This is a genomic window from Aeromonas sp. PrichA-15 (assembly GCF_017939245.1).
GTDB classification, from domain to species: Bacteria; Pseudomonadota; Gammaproteobacteria; order Enterobacterales; family Aeromonadaceae; genus Aeromonas; species Aeromonas caviae.
On record NZ_JAGKRH010000135.1, the window covers coordinates 18,407 to 41,594 of the forward strand.

A 23,188-nucleotide genomic window follows, 5' to 3' on the forward strand; every position below is an offset into this window, starting at 1 on the left:
AGCGCCCATGGCGCTCTTGTTGATTGGAATGAAGGCCCGTCAGGACCCCTCTTCCTGCTCCGCCTGCAACCTGGCCCGGCGGGCCATGGCCTCCTCCTGGGCACTCTCTATCTCGTGCAGCACGCCATCCAGATCGATGGCCTCCCGGCTCTCTTCGAACAGGCCGGTGAGCTCGGTCTCGGGGCCCAGCTTGCCATCCTCGAACAAGGACCACATCTCCCGGGCATACCGGGTCTTGAGCAGCTCGGGGGCATACATGCCGTAGTAGTTGCGCATGTTGTCGACATCCCGCTCCAGCATGGCCCTGGCCTGGTTGTTGGCGGCGGCATCCACCACCTGGGGCAGGTCGATGATGACGGGCCCCTCTTCGTCCACCAGCACGTTGAACTCCGAGAGATCCCCGTGAATGAGCCCGGCGCAGAGCATGCGCACCACGTAGCGGATCACCTTGCCATGATCCACCAGAGCCTGCTCACGGGTCAGGGCCACGTCGTTGAGACGGGGAGCGACGTTGCCGTCGGCGTCGGTGATGAGCTCCATCAGCAGCACGCCATCGAGGCAGACATAGGGCCTGGGCACCCGCACCCCGGCCGCCGCCAGCTTGAACAGGGCATCCACCTCGGTGTTCTGCCACACCTCTTCGTGCTGCTTGCGACCGTACTTGGAGCCCTTCTCCATGGCGCGGGCATCGCGGCTGCTGCGTACCCGCCGCCCTTCCTGATAGACCACGGCCTGCTTGAAGCTGCGCTTTGACGCCTCTTTGTAGACCTTGGCGCAGCGGATCTCGTCGCCGCAGCGCACCACATAGACGTCGGCCTCTTTGCCGCTCATCAGCCGGCTGATGACATCGTCCACCAGGCCGTCATCAACCAGAGGTTGGATTCGATTTGGAATTTTCATGACCGCCCTTTTACCCTATTTGCACCTTGTTTGCACCTGTTTGCTGGTGGCCTGCCACCCCTGTCAGAAACGGCCCGCAAGGGGGCCGTGTCGATCAAGGTTCCGGTGGCAGCCCCTGGCGGATGCGGCGGATCCCCGCCTCGTAGAGACCGTCCTCGCCCTGATCGTGCTCCTGGGTTTCGAAGATCTTGAGAAACCACATGTACTGCTCGGGGAAGCGGCCAAGCTGCTGCTCCACCATGCGGTTCATCTGGTTGACGTCCGCCACCAGATCCGCGGTGGGATAAGGGTCGAACGGCGCCTCGATCTCCAGCCGGTAGCCCCCCTGATCCTCGTCGTAGCAGGCCAGAATGGGCACGGCGCGGGCACCGGTCAGCTTCACCAGCTTGGGCAGGGCCGGCAGGGTCGCCTTGGGGTGGTTGAAGAAGGGCACGAAGAGGCTCGCCTCCCGGCCGTGATCCTGATCCGGCAGATAGAAGAAGCTGTCGCCGCTGCGCAGGGCCTTGATGGCGGGCTTGATGCCGACGCTGCGCTCGTAGATACGCCCACCCTTGCTGCGCTCGCGGTTGATGTACCAGTCGAACACCGCATCCTTGGGGCTTTTCATCATGGTGCACATCTTGATCCCCTGGAGGGGGAAGTAGCGGCCAATCATGTCCACCGCCCAGGTGTGGGGCACCACGAAGATCATGGGGCGACCGGCTGCCCGCTCCGCCTCCACGTGCTCCCAGCCGCTCACCTTGACGCGCCCCTTGAGGAAGTCGGGGCTGCGCCAGGTCAGCTCGCCAAAGCCCAGGAAGGTCTTGAGCCCCACCCGGATGGATTTCAGCAGCAGGGCCTGACGGCCCGCCTCGTCGAGATGGGGGAAGCAGATCTTGAGGTTGGTGTCGGCGATGTAGGCCTGCTTCCTGGAGACGCGCAGCAGCAGGGGGGCCAGGTAGTCGGCCAGCTTGTCCCGTGCCCTTGCCGGCACCCAGGCCAGCAGGGAGAGCAGAGCGACGGCCAGCCAGCTGCCCCACAGACGGGGGTGCAGCAGGCGCGGATGAAAAGAGGTGTCAAACACCGGATCTTGTGCGGACATGGTCGCCATCGAATCATCAAAACAGAGCGTCATTTTAGTGATCCTGACAACTTTTTCTACCCTGCCCTGCACAGCGCCCCCGCGCCAAGTCACTGATCAGACAAGTTAGAAATAAAAAGTGGCCCGCTTGGGGCCACATTTTTGCACCGGGTGAGCGCAAGGCTCAGGGGTGAGGAGCAAGGCCCCGGCGGATGCGCCGGATCCCCTCTTCGTAGAGGCCATCCGGCCCCACCTGATCCTCACGGGTGTCGAAGATCTTGAGGAACCACATGTACTGGCCCGGGTGGCGGCAGAGCTGGCGCTCCACGCTGTCGTTCATGCGGCAGGTATCCGCCATCAGATCCCCGCTCGGGTAGTCGGCGTAGGGAGCCTCGACCTCCAACCGGTAGCCGTGCGCCTGCTCGTCATAGCAGGCCAGCACCGGCAGGGCCCGGGCGCCGGTCAGCTTCACCAGCCGTGGCAGGGCCGGCAACGTCGCCTTGGGGTGGTTGAAGAAGGGGGCGAACAGGCTTGCCTCCCGGCCGTGATCCTGATCCGGCAGATAGAAGAAGCTCAGACCGGATTTCACCGCCTTGATCACCGGCTTGATGCCGGCGCTGCGCTCATAGACGCGGCAGCCGTGCCGGGCCCGCGCGCCGTTGATGTGCCAGTCGAACACCGGGTTGCGGGCGCTCTTCATCATGGTGCACATGGGCAGGCCCCGCTGGGCAAAGTAGTAGCCCGCCGCGTCGATGGGCCAGCTGTGGGGCACCACCAGGATCACCGGTCGGCCAGCGGCCTGCTCCGCCTCGATATGTTCCCAGCCGCTGACCTGGATCCGCCCCATCACGTGGGCGGGGCTGCGCCAGGTGAACTCGCCAAAGCCCAGCAGGCTCTTGAGGCCGACCCGGATGGAGGTCATCAGGATGGCCTCCCGCTCGGCCTCGCTCTTCTCCTTGAAGCAGATGGCGAGGTTGGTCCTGGCGATGTAGATCTGCTTCTTCGAGATGGCGCATACCAGGGGCGTCAGAGCATCGGCCAGGCGATCCCGCCAGCGCGGGGGCACGAAGGCGAGCACACCGATGGCGCCGAGGGCGAGCCAGCTCAACCAGTAACGGGGGTGCAGCAGACGAGGCTGGAATCGGGCGTCAAACACGGGATCAGATGAGGACATGGGGCACGACAAAACAATGGGAAGATAAAGTGGCGCGCATCGTGACAGGTATTACCAGTTAACGCCAACTGAATGTCGCCTGTATGGGCAACTATTTAAGCCACTTCACGGATTGACAAAATTAATCTGCTTCATTTGATTCCCCTCTGTGTCACTGCATCACGAACGGCAGACCCCGCACGGGCGGGGTCGATGACGAGGGGGGATGAAAACCTTGTGCCTAGCGGCGTGCGGGCTGCCCCGGCAGGTCATCCTGCACCGCCGGCAGGAAGAACATCAGGTAACGCAGGGCCACGTAACCCACCACCAGGGTGGCCACCCCCAGCTCCAGATAGGCCAGCTGATGGAGCTGCTCGGCATAGCGGGCCGCCTCCGGCCACTGCGACAGCAGGTGACTCACCTTGAACAGGGCGGTGGCCCCGATCACCAGGGGGAAGGTGAAAGCGGCGTAACCCGGCGAGAACGGCAGGCGCAGCAGCTTGATGAAGGCCAGGTAGATGATGCCGGTCATCAGCACGGCGATCCCGAGCAGCACCGCCACCAGCAGCAGGGAGGGATCCTGGCTCACGGTGAGGTAGCCGGCCAGCGACAGGCTCGCCGGGGCGGCCAGGATGGCGATAGTGGGCTTGGCGGCATCCGGCACCTCGTGGCTGAAGATGAGGCGATAGAGCATCAGCGGCAGCATCAGGCCGTAGCAGGCCATGCCGAACCAGAGCAGGCCGGTGGCCAGGGATGCGAAGGGACCGCCCGGGTAGGCCACGTCAGCCACGATGATCCCCACCGGCGGCACAAACCAGCTCGGCACCATGTGATGGATTTCGAACGCTCTGGCCCTGTGCCAGACGAAAGTGGCGAGGAAGACGAGGTGGATGATGACCGCAAACAGCCAGAGCCCCTGCCCCAGGGTCGGGGCGAGCAGGCCGACCGCCTTGGAGACCACCATGGTCCCCATGGCGTAGGTGGGCACCACGCTGCCCACCACGGGATGGGCGAGATCCTGCCACAGCAGGCGCGGGTGGATCAGAAACTTGAAGGTCAGGACGAGGAGCAGCACGGCGGCGATGGCGGCCCCCAGCAGTTGCAGACGGCCATCGAACTGACCGGCATTTTCCCAGCACCAGCCGAGGCTGGCGATCCCCAGAGCCAGACCGGCCATGGGGGTCGGGGCGGCGGCCAGGGAGCGGCGGGTTCTTGCGATCATGGCGAATACCCTCTTGATGATGACGATGGGCATAGGATAAAGGGGGTCTATCGTTTACGATATCTAAATGAATTGAACTTAGCGTTTAGGAAAATCAAACGATATGAAGCTCACCCTGCAACAACTCAAGGTGTTTGCCACCATCGCCCGCCACGGCAACCTGGGGGGCGCCGCCAATGAACTTTGCCTGAGCAAGGGGGCCGTCTCCCAGTCGCTGCAGGAGCTGGAGCGCCAGCTCGCCACGCCCCTGTTCGACCGGGTGCACCCGAGGCTTCAGCTCAACAGCGAGGGGCGCCTGCTGCAACCGGCCGCCGAGGAGCTGCTGACCCGGATGCAGGAGATAGAGCAGCTCTTCAGCCCCGATGCCGAGCCGAGCGGCCAGCTGCACCTCGGGGCCAGCCAGACCATCGGCAACTACCTGCTGCCCGCCCTGCTGGCGGAGGGGGCCCAGGAGCTGGGAGCCGCCCCCAGGGTCACCATCGCCAACACCCACCTCCTGTGCCATGCCCTCGCCCACTTCGAGCTGGATCTCGCCCTCATCGAGGGGGAGAACCACCACCCGGACCTGGTGAGCGAACCCTGGCTGGAGGACGAGATGCTCATCATCGCCGCCCCCGGTCACCCCCTGGCGGATCAGCTCGAGCTGCCCCTGCGCCGGCTTGCCGGGGAAACCTGGGTGCTGCGCGAGGCGCAATCCGGCAGCCGCGAGCAGTTCGAGCAGCAGCTCCAGCCCCACCTGCCCCGCTGGCAGGCGGGGATAGAGCTCAATACCCTGGAGGCGGTGATGCTGGCGGTGGAGAAGGGGCTCGGCATCTCCTTCATCTCCCGCCTCGCGGTGGCGGACCGGCTGGCACAGGGGCGCCTGGTGGCCCTCACCCCGAGTCGCCGCTTCCCCCGCCAGCTCTCCCTCGTCTGGCACAAGCAGAAGTTCCACTCCGTCGCCCTGCGCCGCTTCCTGGCCTTCTGCCGCGCCCAGACCCTGGCGTGAGAACCCCTTCGGATACGACAAGGGCGCCATTGGCGCCCTTGTCGTTCAGCCGATGCTCCCCTCGACCCTCAGCCCTTCCCCGGCCTCAGCCGGCGAGTCCCCCTTCAATCCAGCCGAGCACCTGCCGGGTCACGGCCTGGGGCACCCAGGGGGAGTCCAGCAGCCGGTGGCGCAGGCAATCGGCGAAGTGATCCGCCTCGTGCTGCATGCCGCCCCCCTCCACCGGCAGATAGATGTCCGCCGGCCAGATGACGGGGGCAGGCCCCCCTTGCCAGCGAATGTGCTGGGGATTCCACCACTTGCCCTCGATGACCAGGCGCCACCCCTCCCCGGACAAGGACGCTTCCCGCTCGAGATCCTCGATGATGGAGGCCCCGAGCTCGGCCCGAAACGGCTCATCGAACGTGAAGCTGGCGGTGAGATCCACCTCCCCCGGAGCCCGCGTCAGCGTCACCTCGGGGGCGGGGCAGCCCAGCCCCAGCCGATGGCAGAGGGCGGCATGGAGCCAGAGGGGATAGACCCCCACGTCCCAGGCGGCGCCGCCGTCGAGGGCAGGATCGAACAGCTTGCCCACCCTGGGCTGGGTCGAACCGAACGCCGCCCGCAGCTCGCGCGGCGGCGGCAGCAGGGGCAGGCGCTGCAACAGGGCGCGCATGGCGGGGAAGCACATCACCTTCATGGCCTCGAGCAGCAGCAGGCCCCGTGCGTGGGCGAGCGCCACCAGGGCGTCCCAATCCGCCACCCGGGTCACCGCCGGTTTTTCCACCAGTACGTGCTTGCCCGCCAGCAGCATCTGCCTCACCAGGCCCGCGTGCTCCGGGTGGATGACCGCCACATAGACGGCCTCCACCTCGGGGCTGGCGGCCAGGGCCTCATAGCTGCCATAGGCGTGGGGCAGCCCCAGATCCCGGGCGAACTCGTCCGCCCGTCCCTGGTCCCGGGCGGCGATGGCCACCACCTCGGCTCCCCTGGCGTGCCCGTTCACATCGCGGCAAAAACGCCGGGCGATGGCCCCCGCCCCGGCAATGCCAAAGCGCAGGGGCGCCCTTGTCTCGTCGTGCATCGTCTCTCCTTGCTACCCAATGGTGGACCCCGGCATCACGCCGGGCGCGGGCTCCCGGCCAGGCTGCGCAGCCAGCTTAACTCCTCGCCCCAGATGGACTCGTCGATGGTCTCGAGGATAAGCGGGATGCCGTCGAAACGGTCGTCGTTCATGATGTGGTGGAACACCGCCTCGCCGAGGTTGCCCTCCCGCAGGCTGTGGTGACGGTCGACCCGACTACCGAAGGTACACTTGGCGCCGTTGATATGCATCCCCTTGAGGTACTCGAACCCCACGATGCGGTCGAAGTCGGCAAACACCGCCTCGCACCCCTCGGGGGTACGCAGATCGTAACCGGCGGCGAAGGCGTGGCAGGTGTCAAAGCAGACGCCGACCCGACTCTTGTCCTCTACCCCGTCGATGAGGGTGGCCAGGTGCTCGAACGACCAGCCGAGGTTGGTGCCCTGGCCGGCGGTATTCTCGATCACCGCCGTCACCCCTTCGCTGCGCTCCAGCGCCCAGTTGATGGACTCGCTCACGAGCTTGAGGCTCACCGCCTCGGGGATCTGCTTGAGATGGCTGCCCGGGTGGAAGTTCAGGTAGCACAGCCCCAGTTGCTCGCAGCGCTTCATCTCGTCCAGAAACGCATCCCGGGACTTGGCGAGGGCGTCGGGGTCGGGATGACCCAGGTTGATGAGGTAGCTGTCGTGGGGCAGGATCTGCTCGGGACGAAAGCCCTCCTTCTCGCAGGCGGCCTTGAAGGCGCGAATACTGGCCTCGGAGAGGGGCGCCGCCTGCCACTGGCGCTGATTCTTGGTAAACAGGGCGAAGGCGTTGGCCCCGATGGCTTTGGCCCGGGCGATGGTGTTTTCCACCCCGCCCGCCGCACTGACGTGGGCTCCGATAAATTTCATCTCATCTCCTGTGCACTGTGACCGGGTGCCTGCCACACTGGCCACCGCACCCGTTGCCGGGGCGCCATTATGCCCAAGCCAACCCCTTGCGCCAAACCGGGATTGTCGATGGGGGCAATGGAAAAGGCGCCCGAAGGCGCCTTGATGAGAGACAGAACATCCCTGTCCGTCAATAGGCCAGACCGGCCCCGTAGGGATAGAGCGGGCTTTGTGAGTCCTTGGCCACGTCCGGGGACTGGGCCAGCACCGCCTGCCAGCTCGAGGGCAGCTCGAAGGGGAGCTTGCCGCGTGCCTTCTGGGTGCCGCTCATGACATCGAACAGGGCCTGATCCAGGGCGCCGAAGTTGGCGAGCAGCACCCGGGCCGCCGGGGCCACCTCGGTCAGGATGGCGGGCCTGTCCAGATAGACGGAGAGCACCAGGGGCACCCCGGCCTGCTCGATGGCCTGGATGGCGGCATAGTCATCCGCGCCGCGGTAGACCCCTTCGTGGGCCGTCTCCTGCACCACCTGAGCATTGCTGGCAAAGCCGAGCTGGCCGAAGTGGATGCTGCCAAACGGGAAGCGGGGGTCCTGCTCGCCCGGGGCGTTGACCCGCACGATGGCAAGCTCCGCGTCGGCCAGGTTCGTCACCACCGTATAGCCGTTGGCCCTGGCCACCTCGGCGTTGACATTGTGCAGATAGACCCGCTTGCCGTCCGCCTTCAGCGGCAGCAGGGCCCCCTCGTTCTTCAGCAGCACGTGAGACGCCGCCTGGGCGGCCTGGGCCTCCTGCTGGAACTCGGCCTTGCCCACCAGGGCCACCGCGGCCTCGGCATCCACATAGGGATTCTCGAAGAGCCCGAGGGCAAACTTCTGGGCCAGGATCCGCTCGGCCGAAGTGGTGATGGCCGCCTCGGTCACCAGACCGCTCTGCACCGCCGCCAGCAGGGGAGCCGGATCTTCCACGCCACCGAACTGATCCACCCCGGCGTCGATGGCCTTGGCATAACGCTCGGCCTTGGTGAGCTTCTCCACGCCCCAGGACATGCCAAAGGGCACGGTCCAGGGGCTCACCCCGGCATTGACTTCATCCTGGGTCAGCCCCTGCTCGCAGCGGCTGTCACAGTCATTGACGATGCCCCAGTCGCTCAGCACCACGCCGTCAAACTTGAAGTGGCCCCGCAACAGATCCGTGATGATCTGGCGGTTGAAACCAAACCCCACCTCCTCGACGGGCTGCCCATCCTGGGTCAGGCCCAGGGGCATGGCGTAATAGGGCATCACGGCGGCCACCCTGGCCTCGAAGGCACCCTCGAAGGGCACCAGGTGGTAAGCAAACTGGCCGCCGGGGTAGACCTGCTCCTTGCCCCAGGGGTTGTGGGCATCCAGCCCGTCCTTCTGGGGACCGGCCCCGGCGAAGTGCTTGACCACGGTGACCACGCTCTCCTTGCCTATCCCCTCGCTCCCCTGCTGGAAGCCCTCGATGTAGGCCTTGACCAGGGACTTGGCGAGCAGGTTGTCTTCCCCGAAGGTGCCGTTGATGCGGCCCCAGCGCGGCTCGGTCGCGAGATCCGCCTGGGGCGAGAGGGCCTCGTGGATGCCGACGGCACGGTACTCCTGACGGGCGATGTCGCCAAAGCGCTGCACCAGGGCAGCATCGCCGATGGCGGCCAGCCCCAGGGTCTCGGGCCACTGGGAGAAGGCCCCGGCACCGATGCTGGTGGCGTTCGGATCATGGGTGAAGTGGTTGCGGGGATCCGTGCTCACCGTCATGGGGATGCCGAATCCCACCCCTTCCAGCAGGGCCTGCAGGGTGTTGTTGTCTGCGGCGATGGCCGCCGGATCACCGGCCATGCGGGTGATGAAGGTGTTGACCCCGTCCTCGCGCAGCATCTTGTCCATGGCCGCGAGGTTCACCCGCCCCGCCCCGTCCAGCACCAGGGTGCCGTGCATCATCAGCCCTGCCTTCTGGGCCAGGGTGAGCCTGCCCACCAGATCCCGGGCCCGCTCGGCGGCGCCGAGGCGCCAGTCCTCGTAGGGGGTCAGGGTGCCGCTGCCATCGAGATCCTTGAATTGCAGGCCGTCCTGCTCGATGAGGGTGACGGTGCGGTGGCCCAGAACGGGCTGCTCGGGCTTGGGGGTGGAATCGTTGTCGTTGCACCCTGCCAGCAGCAGGGCCCCGATGGCGAGGGCGACACGGGTTCGGGAGAGCGAGTGGTGTTTCATTGTTGTTATCTTCCTTGTGTGTGTAGGAGTCGCCACTCTATGCAAAAGCGGCCCCTCTCACTTGCCCGTCGGGTGCAGGAAGTTGCCGGTTGGGAGCAGGATTGAAAAGTGTGAAAAGGGTTGCAGGGTTACCCTTGGTTACAAATCTGAAACATGAAAGCGGCGCTGGCTCACGGCAATCCGCCGCCGTTGGCCGATGATGGTGGGCCACCGCTGACAAGGATTTTTGCCGTGAAGACCGTCTCCAACCGGATTGCCCTGCACTGCCTCAACCACTGGCAGGCCCGCGGGCGGGATCCTGCTGCCCTCCTGCACCCCTGCGGCATCGCTCACGAAGAGCTGCTGATCCCCCAGGGGCGGCTCGACACCGGGCGCCACTTCCGGCTGCTGGCCGGGGCAGCCCCCCACGTGGATCTGGCCCTCGACTGGACGCCCCCCGCCCTCCCCGGCCTCTTTGCCGACTTCATGTCGCTGGCGAGCCTGTGCTGCAACGCCGCCACCCTTCGCCAGGCCCTGCACTTCTTCCTCGCCTACCGCCCCCTCATCGGCGAGAGCGACGAGATCCGCCTGCAAGAAGAAGAGGGGCAGGCCAGGATCAGCTACCACTCGGAGTCCGATCACCCGGACGTCATCGCCCTGAGCAGCCTGGCCAACCTCTGCCACCTCTATGCCCTGCTCCAGTTCTACCACCCGGGCCAGGGGCTGCTGGTGCTGCCCACCCCGGTACGCCCCAGGCTGTGGCGTGAGCTGGCAGGCTGGCTGGAAGGGCGGTTGCAACAGGGGGCGGACTTCGAGCTGCGCTTTCCCGCCGCCTTGCTCGATCTCGCCCACGGGCAGTGCAACCTGCCCCTGCAACCCCTGCTGCTCGGGGAGCTCGACCGGCAGATGGCCCAGCTTCGCCCAAGCAGCCGCTACCGGGACAGGGTGATGACACTCATCCGCCAGCAGCTGTGGCAAGAGAGCGCCGAGGCCTCCTCTCTGCTCGATGGGGTGTGCGAGCACCTCAAACTGACCCGCTGGACCCTCAACCGCCATCTGCGGGAGGAAGGGTGCCACTTCTCGGGCCTGCTGGAGCGGGTGCGCCGGGAGGAGGCCTGCCGCCTGTTGCAGGATCCCGCCCTCCCCCTGCAGACAGTGGGGGAGCGCCTGGGTTTTGCCCGCCAGAGCAGCTTTACCCGCTTCTTTCGCGAGGAGTTTGCCCTCTCGCCGAGGGAGTTTCGCTCAAGGCGCAGCCGCCTCTGAGGCGCCCCCGAGATGGGCGGCGAGCAACCCCGCCAGCCAGTGGATGAAGAGCTGGACCCTGGGGGCCAGTTGGCGGCGATGGGCATAGAGGGCGTGGATGGGGAGCGGCGGCGGCTGCCACTGGGGCAGGATGCTCACCAGCTCGCCCCCCGCGAGCAGGGATTCGACCCCCACCCGCGGCATCTGGATGATGCCAAGCCCCGCCAGCGCCGCCGCCAGGTAGGTCTCGCTGTCATTGACCATGAGGGCCCCCGCCATGGGCAGCAGGGCGCGGTGGCCATCTTCCGCCAGGTATTCAAAGCCGGGCTCGCTGCGCCCCTGCCCGGCACCAAACCCGGAACCATAGTGCACCAGCCGGTGGCCCGCCAGATCCCCAAGGGTGCGGGGCACCCCGTGGCGAGCCAGGTAGCCTGCGCTGGCACAGTTGATCTGGCGATAGTGACCAAGGGGCCTGGCCACCAGGCTGGAGGGCTCAAGCGCCCCGACCCGCACCACGCAGTCAAACCCCTCGCGCACCAGATCCACCCGCCTGTCCGTGCTGCTCAGCATCAGTTGCAGGGCGGGATGCTGCGCCAGAAAGTCCGGCAGGGCCGGGATCACCAGGTGACGGGCCATCCGGCTTGGCATGTCGACCCGCAGTTGTCCCGAGATCTGCCCCCCCTGGCGAAACAGGCCGTCAAACTCCTCCATGTCCGCCAAAAGCTCCCGGCATCTGGCATAGCAGAGCTGGCCGTCCGTGGTGAGCTGCACCCGCCGCGTGGTACGCAGCAGGAGCCGGGTCCCCATGCGCTCCTCCAGCCGACGGATGGCGGCAGAGAGGGTCGCCTTGGGGATGCCCGTCTGCTCGGCGCAGCGGGTAAAACTCTCCAGCTCGGCAACCCGCACGAAGGCTCTCATCGCATCCAGTTGATCCATGGCCTGATTGTCTCGATAAACGGAACAGTGATTCTATTATCACGCTATTTATCCAGTTTAAAAGGAACAATACAGTGATCCGGTCGGCTCGTATCGAGCCTGTGTCCGCCACCCTGACAGGAGTCATACCATGACCAGACCCATCGCCCTCATCACCGGGGCCAGCCGCGGCCTTGGCAAGCACGGGGCCCTGGCCCTCGCCGCCAAAGGCGTCGACCTCATCATCACCTATCGCAGCCAGGCCGCAGAGGCGGAGGCGGTGGTGACCCAGGCCCGCGCCCTCGGCGTTCGGGCCCATGCCCTGGCTCTGGACGTGGGCGAGAGCGCCACCTTCGCGGCCTTTGCAGAGGAGGTGACGCAACTGCTCGCCCGGGAGTGGCAGCGCACCCATTTCAACTTCCTGGTCAACAACGCCGGGATCGGCATTCATGCCAGCTTCGAGCAGACCACGGAGCAGCAGTTCGACACCCTGCTCAACATCCACCTCAAGGGGACCTTCTTCCTGACCCAGGCGCTCCTGCCCCTCCTGGCAGACGGCGGTCGCATCCTCAACCTCTCCACCGGCCTCACCCGCTTCGCCATGCCGGGTTATGCCGCCTACGCCGCCATGAAGGGGGGCGTCGAGGTGCTCACCCAGTATCTGGCCAAGGAGCTGGGCCCCAGGGGCATCGCGGTCAACGTGCTGGCCCCCGGCGCCATCGAGACCGATTTTGGCGGCGGCGTGGTGCGCGACAACAAGGGGGTCAACGACTTTCTCGCGAGCCAGACCGCCCTTGGCCGGGTGGGTCAGCCCGACGACATCGGTGGCGCCATCGCCGCCCTGCTCTCCGATGACTGCCGCTGGATCACAGCCCAGCGCATCGAAGCCTCGGGCGGCATGTTTATCTAGGCGGTCATGATTGCCTGCTGCACAAACAAGGAAGGCCCCCTCCGATGAGGGGGCCTTCCGGCATTGGGCAGACGAGGTGCGGCGCACCGGGCCCGTTACAGGGTCTTGCCACCGCTTGCAATGACCTGGCTGTACCAGTGGAAGCTCTCTTTCTTGATGCGACGAAGAGACCCTCCCTGCTCGTCCCTGTCCACGTAGACAAAGCCGTAGCGCTTCTGGTAGCCGTTGAGCCAGCTCAGGATGTCGGTGAAGGACCAGGCGCAATATCCAATCAGCTCGACCCCGTCCTGCATCGCCTCCTGGCACGCCTTGAGGTGGCTGTGCAGATAGGCGATACGGTAGTCGTCGTTCACCCTGTCCCCGGCTTCCAGCTTGTCGAACTCCCCCAGGCCGTTCTCGGTGATCATCAGCGGCAGGGCGTAGCGGGAGGAGAGCCGACGCAGGGCGATGCGCATCCCGGTGGGATCGATGGCCCAGTCCCAGTTGCTGGTCTCAAGGTGCGGATTGGGGGCCGTCTTGTAGAGGCCGGGAATGCCGCTGGAGGGCGTAGTGCCCTTCTTGCCCGTGGTGTTGATGCGCTGCATCGTCTGGCCGCCGAGGGGGTTGTCGGTGAAGGTCAGGGTGTAGTAGTAGTTGACCCCGATGTAGTCGGGGGTGCCTTCGCGCAAGAGCTCGAGATCGCCCGGCAGGATCTCCGGCGCCTCGCCGGTCTCCCGCAGATAGGCGAGCGCCGCCTGGGGGTAACGGCCGAAGCAGTAGGCATCCAGCCACCAGAGGTTGGTGAACTCCTCGGCATTCTCGAACGCCAGCATGTCGCTCGGGGCGCAGGAGGCCGGATAGGCGGGGGAGTATGCAAAGCTCGGCCCGATCAGGCCGTTTGGCACGTGCTGGCGAAACGCCTTGATGACCCGGGCATTGGCGAGAAACGCGATGTGGTTGGCGGCGAAGAAACGCTTCCTGTCCTGCACCGCGGGAGGATGGGTGCCAAGCTGGTAGGCGTTGGTCAGGTTGTAGTTCTGCTCGTTGAGCGACACCCAGTACTTCACCTTGCCGGCGAAGCGCTGATAGAGAGTCACGCAATAGCGCTCGAAGTCGTCGATGATGCGCCTGTCTTCCCAGCCGCCGTACTCATCCTGCAGGGCCTGGGGGAGATCCCAGTGATAGAGGGTCAGCACCGGCTCGATGCCGTGGGCCAGCAGGGCGTCGATGAGCCTGTCGTAGAAGGCGAGCCCCGCCTCGTTCACCTCGCCACGCCCCGTCGGGTAGATGCGCGGCCAGCTCACCGAGAAGCGATAGGCCTTGAGCCCCATCTCGGCCATCAGCGCCACGTCCTCTTCCACCCTGTGGTAGTGATCCACCGCCACGTCTCCGTTGCTCCCTTCAAAGGTCTTGCCCGGCAATTTGGTAAAGCTGTCCCATACCGAGGGGCCCTTGCCCTCCTCGTTCCAGGCCCCTTCCACCTGATAGGCGGCGGAGGCGGCGCCCCAGAGGAAACCGTTCGGGAAGTCGTTGAACTTGTGATGATGCATCTGGTGTTGCTCCTTCTGCGCGGATGGCGGGGGCCATCCCGTGATACGTCGACCCCGTACAGGGGCCCGAAATGAGTTGGCACCAGCATCCAACACTTCTAGAATTCCGTCCAATGACAAATATGGCCACCTATCATTCCTATCTGGAATCAAGCGAGGCACCATGGAGTTGAGAGACCTGAAAGCCTTCGTCACCCTGGGGGAGGTATTGCACTTTGGTCAGGCGGCGGCGCGCCAGCACGTCACCCAGTCGGCCCTGAGCAAGCAGATCCGCCGGCTGGAGGCGGACCTTGGCGGCGAGCTGTTCGAGCGCAACGCCGGCAGCACCCGGCTGACGGTGCTCGGGCGCGCCCTCTACGCCGACGCCTGCACCCTGGTGGCCCAGAGCGAGCAGCTCGCCCGCAGCGCCCGCGACGTGCTGGCGGGCCACGCGGGTACCCTGCGCATCGGCTTCGGGGTCGCCACCAAGCTGCTGGTGCCCGCCGCCATCGCCCGCTTTCGGGCCAGCCGCCCCGGGGTCGCCATCGAGCTCAACGATCTCTCCACCCATCACCAGTTGCTGGCACTGGCGGAGGGTCGCCTGGATCTTGGCTTCTGCCGCCTGCCCGCACCCAAGGGCTGGCCGGTGCTGCCCGTGGTGCGCGCCCATTTCGTCGCCGTGCTGCCCGCAGGCTATCAGGGGGTGGCAGGGCTCGCCGATCTGCAGGAGAAGCCGCTCGCCATCCTGCGCCGGGACAAGGCCCCCTCTTTTTACGATCAGTTCATCCATTACCTCGCCCAGAGCGGCCTGCGCTTTCAGGACATCCAGTACGTGAACGACTTCGCTGCCGGCATCGCCACCGCGGCGGCCGGCATCGCCTGGACCCTGGTCCCCTCCTCCACCACCATTGAGCATCCCGATGTGCTGACCCTGCCCCTCGGGGAGGCCGACGCGAGCTGGATCATCGGGCTCATTCGCCCGCCGGGCAACGACAATCCCCTCGTCGCCCCCTTCTGGCAGACGGTGGCGGAGCTGGCGGATCCGGCCCTCACCGGCCTCATGACGACAGGGGACGGGGCTCCCACCTGGGACACCCCATGAAAGGGAATCATTCGAAAATCACATTAACGATGGCATTAGGCAGTCCGCCCCCCTTAAAATGCCCTCCTAACCCGACACCATGACAAGGATCCGTTTCGTTCATGCACTCTCACTGGCTGCTGAGGTTTGATCTGCATCGCCTCATCCTTGCGCTGGCCGTCATAGGTGTGCTGGCTACCTTTGGCAACAGCTTTTACGCCATCTATCAGGCACAACGGCAACTGCTCATCGACAACACGCTAGAGGCGAACCGGGTCTATGCCGCCAAGCTCGCCGCCTCCGCCGAGACCATGCTGCACTCAGCCCAGGAACAACTGGCTTACAGCGCTAGCCAACTTGCCCCCCTGCTGCAGACCGATGACATCGCAGGGCTCGAGGAGGAGGTAACCCAACTGCGTAGACGTACCAATACCTTCAACTCAGTGGTCGTGGTCAACACCGAGGCAACCATTGTTGCTGTCTCCCCCGAGACTCTGAATGTGAAAGGGGCCAAACTGACCTCGGCCCATGCGAGAAACACCCTGAAGAAGCAGAAGCCGATCATCTCAGATCCTTTTGTCTCCCTCTCCGGCAACTACCTCATCAGCCTCTCCCACCCCATCTTCTCGGCAGACAAGCGCTACCTCGGCTATGTCGCCGGCCCCATCTATCTGGGGTCCGCCAGCGTGCTCTCCAGCCTGCTGGGGCAGCACTACTACCAGGATGGTTCTTATCTTTATGTGGTGGACCGCCAGCGCACCCTCATCTACCACCCGGATCCTGAACTTATTGGCCATAAAGTGGCGTCCAACCGGATAGTAGACGAGGTGTTACAGGGCAACGGGGGAGCACAAACCATGTACAACACCGATGGAAACGAGATGCTCTCGGGCTTCGCTCCGGTGGCGGACGCAGGCTGGGGGATAGTGGCCCAGCGCCCCAGCAGCGCCACTCTAGCGAGACTCGATCAACAGATGAGCGACATTCTCAAGGGGATGATCCCGGTCACCCTCTTCATTCTCTTCGTCATCTGGCTCTCGGCCACCATCATCGCCAGACCCCTGCGACAACTGGCCAACCGGGCCGGACTCATGGATCAGCAGGGGGCCGCCACCAGCATCTCGGGGATCCGCGCCTGGTATTTCGAAGCGGCCCAGTTGAAGCAGGCCATCCTCAAGGGGCTGGGGCTGCTCAACACCAAGATCGACAAGCTGCACACCGACAGCCACACCGACCCCATGACGGGCCTGTTCAACCGCCGGGCCATGCAGCAGATGCTGGACGAGTACGAGGCCGAACGTCAGCCCCTGACGGTGATTGCCCTGGACATCGATCACTTCAAGGCCATCAACGACCGCTTCGGTCACGACGTGGGGGATGCCGTCATCGTCTCCCTCGCCACCCTGATGCAGCAGGATCTGCGTTCCGATGCCGCCTTGTGTCGAAGCGGCGGCGAAGAGTTCCTGCTGCTGCTGCCCGGGGTCTCCCTTGCACAGGCGCAGAAGATCGCCGAGCGCCTGCGTACCCGGGTGGCGAGCCACGACATGGAGGTAGCAGGCCACATCACCATCTCCCTCGGCGTCGCCCACTGGGGGGCGGATGCCACCAGCATCGCCGCCGTGCTCAAGGAGGCGGACAAGGCGCTCTATGATGCCAAGAGCCAGGGCCGAAACTGCGTGGTGGTGGCCCTGGGCTGATCGGCCCAGGCTTTGCCGGACACCGTTCGGCCATAAAAAAACCCCTGCCATGGCAGGGGTCGGACGGTATCCATGTCAGGAGATCAGAGCGTGACGGCCAGGCTCTCGACCGAGGCGGCGCTCGGGGTCACCAGTACGGGCACCGATTTGGAGGTGGGGGTGAAAGAGCCCTCCCCTATGCTCTCGATGGCCACCAGGGGGTTGGTCTCCGGGTAGTAGGCGGCGATGTTGCCTTTCGGGATCTCGTAGAAGATGACGCTAAAGCCCCGCACCACCCGCTCGCGCCCGTCGTTGCACACCGCACTCATGTCCACCCGCTGCTCCTCGGCGAGCCCCAGCCTCCTGGCATCCTCCTCGTTCATGAAGACCACGTTGCGTCGCCCCTTGATGCCGCGATAGCGGTCATCCATGCCATAGATGGTGGTGTTGTACTGATCGTGGGAGCGCAGGCTCTGAAGCAGCAGCACGGGCTGGTCCACCATCTGCTCCGCGTGGCTGGTGCACTCGGGCAGGATGGAGTCCGGCAAACGGCTCGCCCTGAATTCGGCGCGCCCGCTCGCGGTGTTCCAGCGCAGCAGGGCGGCGCTGTTCTCCAGATGGAAGCCGCAGGGCTCCTCGATGCGGCGGTTGAAGTCGCCAAAGCCCGCGATGGTCTCCTCGATGAGATCCCGCAGCAGCCCGTAGTCATCCCGCAGCGCCAGCCAGTCCACCCGATCGCTGCCAAGCGTTGCCTCGGCCATGCGAGCCACGATGTCTATCTCGGAGAGACAGAGCGGCGAGACCGGCTCGTTCATCCCGGTGGAGGCGTGCACCATGCTGAAGGTGTCCTCCACGGTGATCTTCTGCACCCCGGAGCGCTGCTGATCGAGCTCGGTACGGCCCAGGCAGGGGAGGATCAGGGCATCTTTTGACACCATGAGGTGGCTGCGGTTGAGCTTGGTGCTGATCTGCACGTTGAGCTCGCTCCTTCGCATCGCTTCATAGGTGAACTCGGTATCCGGCGCGGCGGCTGCCAGGTTGCCCCCAAGGCAGATGAGCACCTTGCTCTTGCCGCCATGAAGGGCTTTGAGGGCCTCGTAGACGTTGTGCCCCGGCGTGCGCTTGAAGCCCACCGGGAAGCGGCGCTCCAGGCGATCGAGGAAGGCGGCATTGGGTTTCTCGTTGATCCCCATGGTGCGGTTGCCCTGCACGTTGCTGTGACCGCGCACCGGACAGAGTCCGGCCCCCGGCTTGCCAATCTGGCCGCACATCAGGTGCAGGTTGACGATTTCGCGAATGGTGTCGACCGAATGCTTGTGCTGGGTGATCCCCATGGCCCAGCAGCTGATCACGCTCTCGCTGCTTGCGAAGATCTGCGCCGCCCGGGTGATCGCCTCCCGACCGAGGCCGGATTGCGCCTCGATCTGCGTCCACTCCGTGGCCTTCACCTGGGCCAGGTAGTCGTCAAAGTGCGCGGTGTGCTGCTCGATGAAGGCGAGATCGATGCGCCCCCCCTCCTCTTCCAGGATGTATTTCGCCATGCCGCGAATGGCCGCCATGTCACCGCCCAGCTTTGGCGTGAGGTACTGGTGGCTGATGGTGGTTGCCGCCGGGGTCAGTAGCTCCGCCGGGCTCTGGGGGCTTGCGAAGCGCTCGAGGGCCACCTCTTTGAGGTTGTTGAAGGTGACGATCTGGCACCCCTGGCGTGCCGCCTTGCGCAGGGCGTTCATCATGCGCGGGTGGTTGGTGCCCGGGTTCTGGCCAAAGACGAAGATGGCTTTGGCGGCGTCGAAATCATCGAGCACCACGGTGCCCTTGCCCACCCCGACGGACTGGATAAGCCCCACCCCGCTCGCCTCGTGACACATGTTGGAGCAGTCGGGGAAGTTGTTGGTGCCATAGAGACGGCCAAACAGCTGATAGAGGTAGGAGGCTTCGTTGCTGGCGCGTCCCGAGGTGTAGAACTCCACCTCGTCGGGGCTGGCCAGGCTCTTGAGTTTGTCGGCGATGAGGGCAAACGCCTGATCCCAGCTCACCGGCTCGTAGTGATCGGTGGCCGGGTTGTAGCGCAGGGGCTCCGTCAGTCGCCCCTGATATTCGAGCCAGTAGTCGCTCTGGGTGGCGAGACGGCGCACCGAATGCTCGGCGAAGAAATCGGCCCCCACCGTCTTGCCGGTGGATTCCCAGGCCACCGCCTTGGCGCCGTTCTCGCAAAACTGGAAGGCCCCCTGCTTGTTGTCACCCCAGGCGCAGCCGGGACAGTCAAAGCCGTCGGTCTGGTTGACCCGCAGCAGGTTCTTGATGTTCTGGCGGGTCTTCTGGCTGCGCAGCACCTGCTTGAAGGTGGACTGCAGGGAGGAAAAGCCGCCGGCCTTGGCCGGTTTTTCAATATGACTGGACATGGGAGTCTCCAACGTGATCCTGGGCGCGGGGGCTGGCATAGCAGACCGGGGCATCGGATCGGGGCACATGGATCAGGGTCAGGTTGTACTTCAGGGCCAGTCGCACCGCGAGCTGACTGGGGGAAGCAAGGCTGATGAGGTGAGCGGCGCCAAATTGCACCGCCTTGTGAATGAGTTCGCTGCCGCAGCGGCTGGTGATCACCAGGGTGGCGGCCTGCACCGGCTGGCGCAGCTGCATGCCGATGAGCTTGTCCAGGGCGTTGTGCCGCCCTATGTCCTCCCGGCAGGCCAGGATCTCGCCGCGATCATCCAGCGCCAGGGCGGCATGAAGGGCGCCGCTCTGGCGGGCCTTGCTCTGCCAGGGGACGATGCGCTCCCGCAGATCCTGCAAAGAGGCGGTGTCGAAGGGGGCACCCGGGGTCAGCGGGGTGAGCACGGGCAACGCATGTTCGATGGCCTCCACCCCGCAGATGCCACAGCCGCTGGCACCGGCCAGGCGGCGCTTGCGCTGGCCAAGCATTGCCAGACAGCGGTTGGCGATGGTGACATCGAGCACGATGCCGTGCTCGGACGGGGTGCTCTGGATATCGTGTACATCGTGGTTGCCCCCGATGATCCCCTCGCCAAACAGAAAACCGATGGCGAAATCGTCGAGATCGTCCGGGGTGGCCATCATGACGGCATGGTTGATGCCGTTGATGTTGACTGACACGGCCACCTCCTCCACCAGCTCATCCAGACTGGGCAACCGTGAATTGAAAGGGATCATGCGAGACGCTTATAAGCTGTATTCGGGCCTCAAGTTTAGATAAGCCGCCGCGCCAAAACCAATGAAACAAATCTATTCACCAATAGATAACTTCTATTGCTATCGGGATGTCGATTGATTAAGTTTGTCGCTCATTGCCTTTGCCTGCTGCCATTACCACGATGAATATCAAGCAGTTGCACTATTTCTACGAGCTGGCCCAGCACCGTCACTTCGCCAAGGCGGCCAAGGCTTGCTTCATCACCCAGCCGACCCTGTCAGCCAGCATCACCGCCCTGGAGAAGTCACTTGGCACCGAACTGGTGGTGCGCAACAGCCAGTTCGTGGCCCTGACCCAGGCGGGGGAAGTGGTGCTGCACCACGCCGAGCGGATGCTGCAGGAGCAGGATGCCATGCGCCAAGAGCTCAGCCTCTTTCGGGGCGGGCTGTCGGGGGCGCTACGCATCGGCGTCGTGCCCCAGTCGAGCATCGACATCATGCCGCTGCTTAAGGGGTTCAACGACGCCTACCCCAAGGTGGGCCTGCACCTCTGCGTGATGACCCATGCCACCCTGATGGAGCAGCTGGATCTGCATCGCATCGACATCGGGCTCGGCTTTGACGAGTTGCTCACCGAGCATCAGCGCAGGGCCCTCGACGTCCAGCTTCGCCACCCCAACCCCATGGCCCTGCTGGGCCCCCTGCCTGCCCACTGCGCCCCGACCGGGCCGCTGACCCTGGCGGACCTGCAAGATCTCCCCCTGATCCTGCCAAGCACCACCATGCAGTTTCGCCGCTACCTGGACGAGGCCGCCGCCCGCCAGCAGATCAGCCTGCGGGTGGTGCTGGAGACAGACTCCCTGTTCCACCTGGTCAACGGGGTGAGCCACGGCCTGGGCTGCGCCGTGGTCAGCGCCGGCATCGCCGCCACCGCCCAGCAGCTCTTCAAACTGCCCTGCCACCACCTGAGCGATGCAAGCGCAGGCACCATCGCCTTCATCACCCGAAAACACAGTGTCACCCCCGCCATGAAGGCGTTTCTCGCCAAGGCAGGGGCATGAAAAAGGCAGCCCATGGGGGCTGCCTGCACTGATCAAGGGGGGAACTTGCGCCTCTCCTGGCGTCAGTCTGCCCCTTGCTGTTTGTCCAGCGCCGCGATGAAGGCGCTCGCCAGGGCGTGGTCGGAGAAGGGATTCTGGCCTGTGATGAGCTCGCGATCGATCACAACGCCAGGCTGCCAGGGTGCCACGAACTGCATGCTGCCGCCGGCCTGGGCCATGGCCTTCGCCGGGTAGTAGCGCAGCTTGTCACCCCCAAGAGAGCCTTCAAACACCGCCTCTTCCTTGTCGGAGAAGATGGTCATCCTGTAACCGTCGTAGATCCACTCTCTGGCGCCGTCCCCCTTGCCCGCAATGACCGACTGCTCGAACCCGGCCGGATCCGCCTGCGCCGCCAGCAGCGCGATGGGGCCGTGGCAGATGGCGGCCGTGGGTTTGTGGTTGTCATGGAAGTGGCGAAGCAGGGTCCCCACCTCGGGATCCTTGGCAAGATCGATGAGGGGCGCATGGCCGCCGGGAATAAAGAGGCCGACATAGCGCTCGGGACCGGATGCCAGCACCTCCCTCAGAGAGAGTACCTTGCCGGCGCCAAGCAGCCCCTCCACGACGGCGCCGATGCGCACCATCTCCTGCGGGTTGCCACCAAAGTACTGGGGATCGACGGAGTGCGTGTCGACAACGGGCCGGTTCCCTCTCGGGGTCACCGGGGTCAGGGTATAACCGGCCTCCAGCAGGGCGGCGGCAGGCACCCCCAGTTCATTCTGGTAGAAGCCGGTGGTCAGGCTCTTGCCCCCTTGCAGCGGCAGTTCGGTCTCGCTCGAGAGCAGCACCAGGATCTCGCCTTTCGGGGCGGCGCTGGCCGCAGCGGAGGTCGCCAGCAGCAGTGAGGCCAGCACGGCCTTGAGGGTGTTCTTCATCGTGATCTTCCTTTTGATGGCAGTGATCGATCGGGCGGCCACCGGGCCGCCCTCGATGAGCAATTTACTGATTACACACGGACGAATAAACTCACACCATTGAACTTGATTATTTACATGGATGAACATATGTCCCGTGCCTTCGACCCCGTCCAGCTCGGCACCATAGAGCTCTTTTGCAAGGCAGCCGAACTTGGTAGCTTTACCGCCACGGCTCAGGTACTGGGGGTAACGCCCGCCTCGGTGAGCCGCTCCATCCAGCGTCTCGAGGCCAGGCTCGGCGTCAAACTCTTCCATCGCACCACCCGCAGCGTGCGCCTCACCCATGACGGGGAGCTCTATCGGGAACAGTGCCAGCAGGCGCTCGAGCAGATCGCCGAGGCCGAGCGGGCCATCACCGGCCGCCAGCGCCACCCCAGAGGAGTGCTGCGCATCAGCGTGGGCACCGTCTATGCCCACCACCGTCTAGTGCCCCTGCTGCCAGGCTTCATGGCGGCCTATCCCGAGGTCGAGCTGGAGCTCAATGTCTCCAACAGGAACATCGACTTCGTGGAGGATGGTTACGATCTGGCCATCCGGCTGGGGGAGCCGCGCGATGGGCGGATCATCGCCCGCAAGCTGGAGGATGCCAGCCTCGGGGTCTTCTGCCCCCCCGATTATGCCGCCCGCCGCCCCGCGCCAACCTCCCTGGAGATGCTGTCGCAACATGATCTGATCCAGTTCATCACCCCGAGCACGGGTCGCCCCTTCCCCTGGCAGTTCGTGAACGAGCAGGGGGACCCTGTCGACCTTCATGTCCAGAGCAGACAGCGGGTGCTTGACGATGTGCTGGCGGGCCTGGGCTGGGCGGTGGCTGGGGGCGGTCTGTTCCAGATCTACCATTTCGTGGCAGCCGAGGCGCTGTTGCAAGGCAAGCTGATCGAGGTGATGACCCCCTTTGCGGGGCGATCCCGCCCCTTCTACGCCCTCTATCCACAGCACCGTCACCTCTCGGCCCGGGTCCAGGCCTTCGTGGATTATCTGCTGGCAGCGGTGCACCCAGAGGGGTCGCCTGTGCCAGGGGAATATCCCCCTCTTCGTTGACGAGGGCCCCTCATCTGCGTGCCTGCGCCCCCGATACCGGCAGGGCGGGAGCACACTTTGTTGATATTTTAACCAAAGAATAACTGAGCCCGATAGTCGTCATTCCAGCCGGCTCTTTTTAGCTTGTTTCTCTGACTTCGAGCACCACAATTGCTCTGTTTTACGATATTCAATACGAACCGCC

General features: G+C 64.9%; 19 protein-coding genes and 1 pseudogene. 7 read left to right on the top strand and 13 right to left on the bottom strand.

Annotated features, from left to right (window positions below):
• Positions 1–39: 39 nt before the first annotated feature.
• From J9889_RS16170 to J9889_RS16185, 4 genes are all read right to left on the bottom strand, one after another.
• On the bottom strand, positions 40–900 hold the full coding sequence (locus tag J9889_RS16170; protein WP_039039088.1) for a PA4780 family RIO1-like protein kinase: 861 nt from the start codon (positions 898–900) through the stop codon (positions 40–42).
• A 94-nt stretch (positions 901–994) separates the two neighbouring features.
• Entirely contained in the window at positions 995–1,990 is a 996-nt protein-coding gene (locus J9889_RS16175) for a lauroyl-Kdo(2)-lipid IV(A) myristoyltransferase (protein WP_210557348.1), read from the bottom strand.
• A 154-nt stretch (positions 1,991–2,144) separates the two neighbouring features.
• Positions 2,145–3,134 (bottom strand): lipid A biosynthesis (KDO)2-(lauroyl)-lipid IVA acyltransferase, encoded by a 990-nt coding sequence (locus J9889_RS16180; protein ID WP_010674623.1) that lies wholly within the window; start codon positions 3,132–3,134, stop codon positions 2,145–2,147.
• 220 nt (positions 3,135–3,354) lie between these two features.
• A complete protein-coding gene (locus J9889_RS16185; protein ID WP_029314475.1) occupies positions 3,355–4,335 on the bottom strand; it encodes a TDT family transporter in 981 nt (326 codons plus the stop codon).
• A gap of 103 nt (positions 4,336–4,438) precedes the next feature.
• Between J9889_RS16185 and J9889_RS16190 the strand changes: the two genes are divergently transcribed.
• Positions 4,439–5,323: a LysR substrate-binding domain-containing protein gene (locus tag J9889_RS16190; RefSeq protein WP_010674621.1), complete on the top strand. Its 885-nt coding sequence runs from the start codon at positions 4,439–4,441 to the stop codon at positions 5,321–5,323.
• Between the two features lie 85 nt (positions 5,324–5,408).
• Here J9889_RS16190 and J9889_RS16195 read toward each other — a convergent pair whose 3' ends face one another.
• From J9889_RS16195 to J9889_RS16205, 3 genes are all read right to left on the bottom strand, one after another.
• Positions 5,409–6,386, bottom strand: coding sequence for a Gfo/Idh/MocA family oxidoreductase (locus tag J9889_RS16195; RefSeq protein ID WP_010674620.1), 978 nt, complete (start codon positions 6,384–6,386; stop codon positions 5,409–5,411).
• Positions 6,387–6,421: 35 nt separating this feature from the next.
• Positions 6,422–7,279 (bottom strand): deoxyribonuclease IV, encoded by an 858-nt coding sequence (gene nfo, locus J9889_RS16200; protein WP_010674619.1) that lies wholly within the window; start codon positions 7,277–7,279, stop codon positions 6,422–6,424.
• A gap of 169 nt (positions 7,280–7,448) precedes the next feature.
• Positions 7,449–9,485, bottom strand: a complete 2,037-nt coding sequence (locus J9889_RS16205; protein ID WP_010674618.1) for a glycoside hydrolase family 3 N-terminal domain-containing protein — start codon at positions 9,483–9,485, stop codon at positions 7,449–7,451.
• A gap of 231 nt (positions 9,486–9,716) precedes the next feature.
• Here J9889_RS16205 and J9889_RS16210 point away from each other — a divergent pair, with 231 nt between their 5' ends.
• Positions 9,717–10,727: an AraC family transcriptional regulator gene (locus J9889_RS16210; RefSeq protein ID WP_010674617.1), complete on the top strand. Its 1,011-nt coding sequence runs from the start codon at positions 9,717–9,719 to the stop codon at positions 10,725–10,727.
• On the opposite strand, the gene J9889_RS16215 is transcribed toward J9889_RS16210, so the two are convergent.
• Positions 10,707–11,642 (bottom strand): LysR family transcriptional regulator, encoded by a 936-nt coding sequence (locus tag J9889_RS16215; RefSeq protein ID WP_010674616.1) that lies wholly within the window; start codon positions 11,640–11,642, stop codon positions 10,707–10,709. The genes J9889_RS16210 and J9889_RS16215 overlap by 21 nt on opposite strands.
• Positions 11,643–11,772: 130 nt before the next feature.
• Here J9889_RS16215 and J9889_RS16220 point away from each other — a divergent pair, with 130 nt between their 5' ends.
• Complete coding sequence (locus J9889_RS16220) at positions 11,773–12,531, top strand: SDR family oxidoreductase (protein ID WP_010674615.1); 759 nt, start codon at positions 11,773–11,775, stop codon at positions 12,529–12,531.
• 95 nt (positions 12,532–12,626) lie between these two features.
• On the opposite strand, the gene J9889_RS16225 is transcribed toward J9889_RS16220, so the two are convergent.
• A complete protein-coding gene (locus J9889_RS16225) occupies positions 12,627–14,060 on the bottom strand; it encodes a glycoside hydrolase family 1 protein (RefSeq protein ID WP_010674614.1) in 1,434 nt (477 codons plus the stop codon).
• A gap of 163 nt (positions 14,061–14,223) precedes the next feature.
• Between J9889_RS16225 and J9889_RS16230 the strand changes: the two genes are divergently transcribed.
• Together J9889_RS16230 and J9889_RS16235 are read left to right on the top strand one after the other, a co-directional pair.
• Positions 14,224–15,141 (top strand): LysR family transcriptional regulator, encoded by a 918-nt coding sequence (locus J9889_RS16230; protein ID WP_010674613.1) that lies wholly within the window; start codon positions 14,224–14,226, stop codon positions 15,139–15,141.
• A 101-nt stretch (positions 15,142–15,242) separates the two neighbouring features.
• Positions 15,243–16,817 carry a sensor domain-containing diguanylate cyclase gene (locus J9889_RS16235; RefSeq protein ID WP_210557346.1) on the top strand — a complete coding sequence of 525 codons (1,575 nt, stop codon included), beginning with the start codon at positions 15,243–15,245 and terminating at the stop codon, positions 16,815–16,817.
• A gap of 83 nt (positions 16,818–16,900) precedes the next feature.
• On the opposite strand, the gene J9889_RS16240 is transcribed toward J9889_RS16235, so the two are convergent.
• Together J9889_RS16240 and fdhD are read right to left on the bottom strand one after the other, a co-directional pair.
• Complete coding sequence (locus J9889_RS16240; RefSeq protein WP_010674611.1) at positions 16,901–19,198, bottom strand: FdhF/YdeP family oxidoreductase; 2,298 nt, start codon at positions 19,196–19,198, stop codon at positions 16,901–16,903.
• Positions 19,182–19,967 carry a formate dehydrogenase accessory sulfurtransferase FdhD gene (gene fdhD / locus J9889_RS16245; protein ID WP_029314473.1) on the bottom strand — a complete coding sequence of 262 codons (786 nt, stop codon included), beginning with the start codon at positions 19,965–19,967 and terminating at the stop codon, positions 19,182–19,184. The genes J9889_RS16240 and fdhD overlap by 17 nt, the downstream gene beginning before the upstream one ends.
• A gap of 161 nt (positions 19,968–20,128) precedes the next feature.
• Between fdhD and J9889_RS16250 the strand changes: the two genes are divergently transcribed.
• The gene (locus J9889_RS16250) at positions 20,129–21,007 is read left to right on the top strand and encodes a LysR family transcriptional regulator (RefSeq protein WP_010674609.1); all 879 of its coding nucleotides are present in this window, start codon (positions 20,129–20,131) and stop codon (positions 21,005–21,007) included.
• 62 nt (positions 21,008–21,069) lie between these two features.
• On the opposite strand, the gene J9889_RS16255 is transcribed toward J9889_RS16250, so the two are convergent.
• Complete coding sequence (locus J9889_RS16255) at positions 21,070–21,921, bottom strand: type 1 glutamine amidotransferase domain-containing protein (RefSeq protein ID WP_113977342.1); 852 nt, start codon at positions 21,919–21,921, stop codon at positions 21,070–21,072.
• A 117-nt stretch (positions 21,922–22,038) separates the two neighbouring features.
• On the opposite strand from J9889_RS16255, the gene J9889_RS16260 reads away from it, so the two are divergent.
• Complete coding sequence (locus J9889_RS16260) at positions 22,039–23,004, top strand: LysR family transcriptional regulator (RefSeq protein ID WP_246878110.1); 966 nt, start codon at positions 22,039–22,041, stop codon at positions 23,002–23,004.
• Between the two features lie 68 nt (positions 23,005–23,072).
• Here the strand turns inward: J9889_RS16260 and J9889_RS16265 are convergent.
• Positions 23,073–23,188: pseudogene (locus tag J9889_RS16265) on the bottom strand (ISAs1 family transposase); the annotation flags it as partial.

What these genes read in the sequence shown, in the direction of transcription:
- J9889_RS16180 (WP_010674623.1), bottom strand. Translation starts at nt 3,134, where the DNA reads ATGTCCTCATCTGATCCCGTGTTTGACGCCCGATTCCAGCCTCGTCTG.
- nfo (WP_010674619.1), bottom strand. Translation starts at nt 7,279, where the DNA reads ATGAAATTTATCGGAGCCCACGTCAGTGCGGCGGGCGGGGTGGAAAAC.
- J9889_RS16230 (WP_010674613.1), top strand. Translation starts at nt 14,224, where the DNA reads ATGGAGTTGAGAGACCTGAAAGCCTTCGTCACCCTGGGGGAGGTATTG.
- fdhD (WP_029314473.1), bottom strand. Translation starts at nt 19,967, where the DNA reads ATGATCCCTTTCAATTCACGGTTGCCCAGTCTGGATGAGCTGGTGGAG.
- J9889_RS16235 (WP_210557346.1), top strand. Translation starts at nt 15,243, where the DNA reads ATGCACTCTCACTGGCTGCTGAGGTTTGATCTGCATCGCCTCATCCTT.
- J9889_RS16255 (WP_113977342.1), bottom strand. Translation starts at nt 21,921, where the DNA reads ATGAAGAACACCCTCAAGGCCGTGCTGGCCTCACTGCTGCTGGCGACC.
- J9889_RS16225 (WP_010674614.1), bottom strand. Translation starts at nt 14,060, where the DNA reads ATGCATCATCACAAGTTCAACGACTTCCCGAACGGTTTCCTCTGGGGC.
- J9889_RS16175 (WP_210557348.1), bottom strand. Translation starts at nt 1,990, where the DNA reads ATGGCGACCATGTCCGCACAAGATCCGGTGTTTGACACCTCTTTTCAT.
- J9889_RS16170 (WP_039039088.1), bottom strand. Translation starts at nt 900, where the DNA reads ATGAAAATTCCAAATCGAATCCAACCTCTGGTTGATGACGGCCTGGTG.
- J9889_RS16195 (WP_010674620.1), bottom strand. Translation starts at nt 6,386, where the DNA reads ATGCACGACGAGACAAGGGCGCCCCTGCGCTTTGGCATTGCCGGGGCG.
- J9889_RS16240 (WP_010674611.1), bottom strand. Translation starts at nt 19,198, where the DNA reads ATGTCCAGTCATATTGAAAAACCGGCCAAGGCCGGCGGCTTTTCCTCC.
- J9889_RS16215 (WP_010674616.1), bottom strand. Translation starts at nt 11,642, where the DNA reads ATGGATCAACTGGATGCGATGAGAGCCTTCGTGCGGGTTGCCGAGCTG.
- J9889_RS16250 (WP_010674609.1), top strand. Translation starts at nt 20,129, where the DNA reads ATGAATATCAAGCAGTTGCACTATTTCTACGAGCTGGCCCAGCACCGT.
- J9889_RS16190 (WP_010674621.1), top strand. Translation starts at nt 4,439, where the DNA reads ATGAAGCTCACCCTGCAACAACTCAAGGTGTTTGCCACCATCGCCCGC.
- J9889_RS16260 (WP_246878110.1), top strand. Translation starts at nt 22,039, where the DNA reads ATGGATGAACATATGTCCCGTGCCTTCGACCCCGTCCAGCTCGGCACC.
- J9889_RS16185 (WP_029314475.1), bottom strand. Translation starts at nt 4,335, where the DNA reads ATGATCGCAAGAACCCGCCGCTCCCTGGCCGCCGCCCCGACCCCCATG.
- J9889_RS16205 (WP_010674618.1), bottom strand. Translation starts at nt 9,485, where the DNA reads ATGAAACACCACTCGCTCTCCCGAACCCGTGTCGCCCTCGCCATCGGG.
- J9889_RS16220 (WP_010674615.1), top strand. Translation starts at nt 11,773, where the DNA reads ATGACCAGACCCATCGCCCTCATCACCGGGGCCAGCCGCGGCCTTGGC.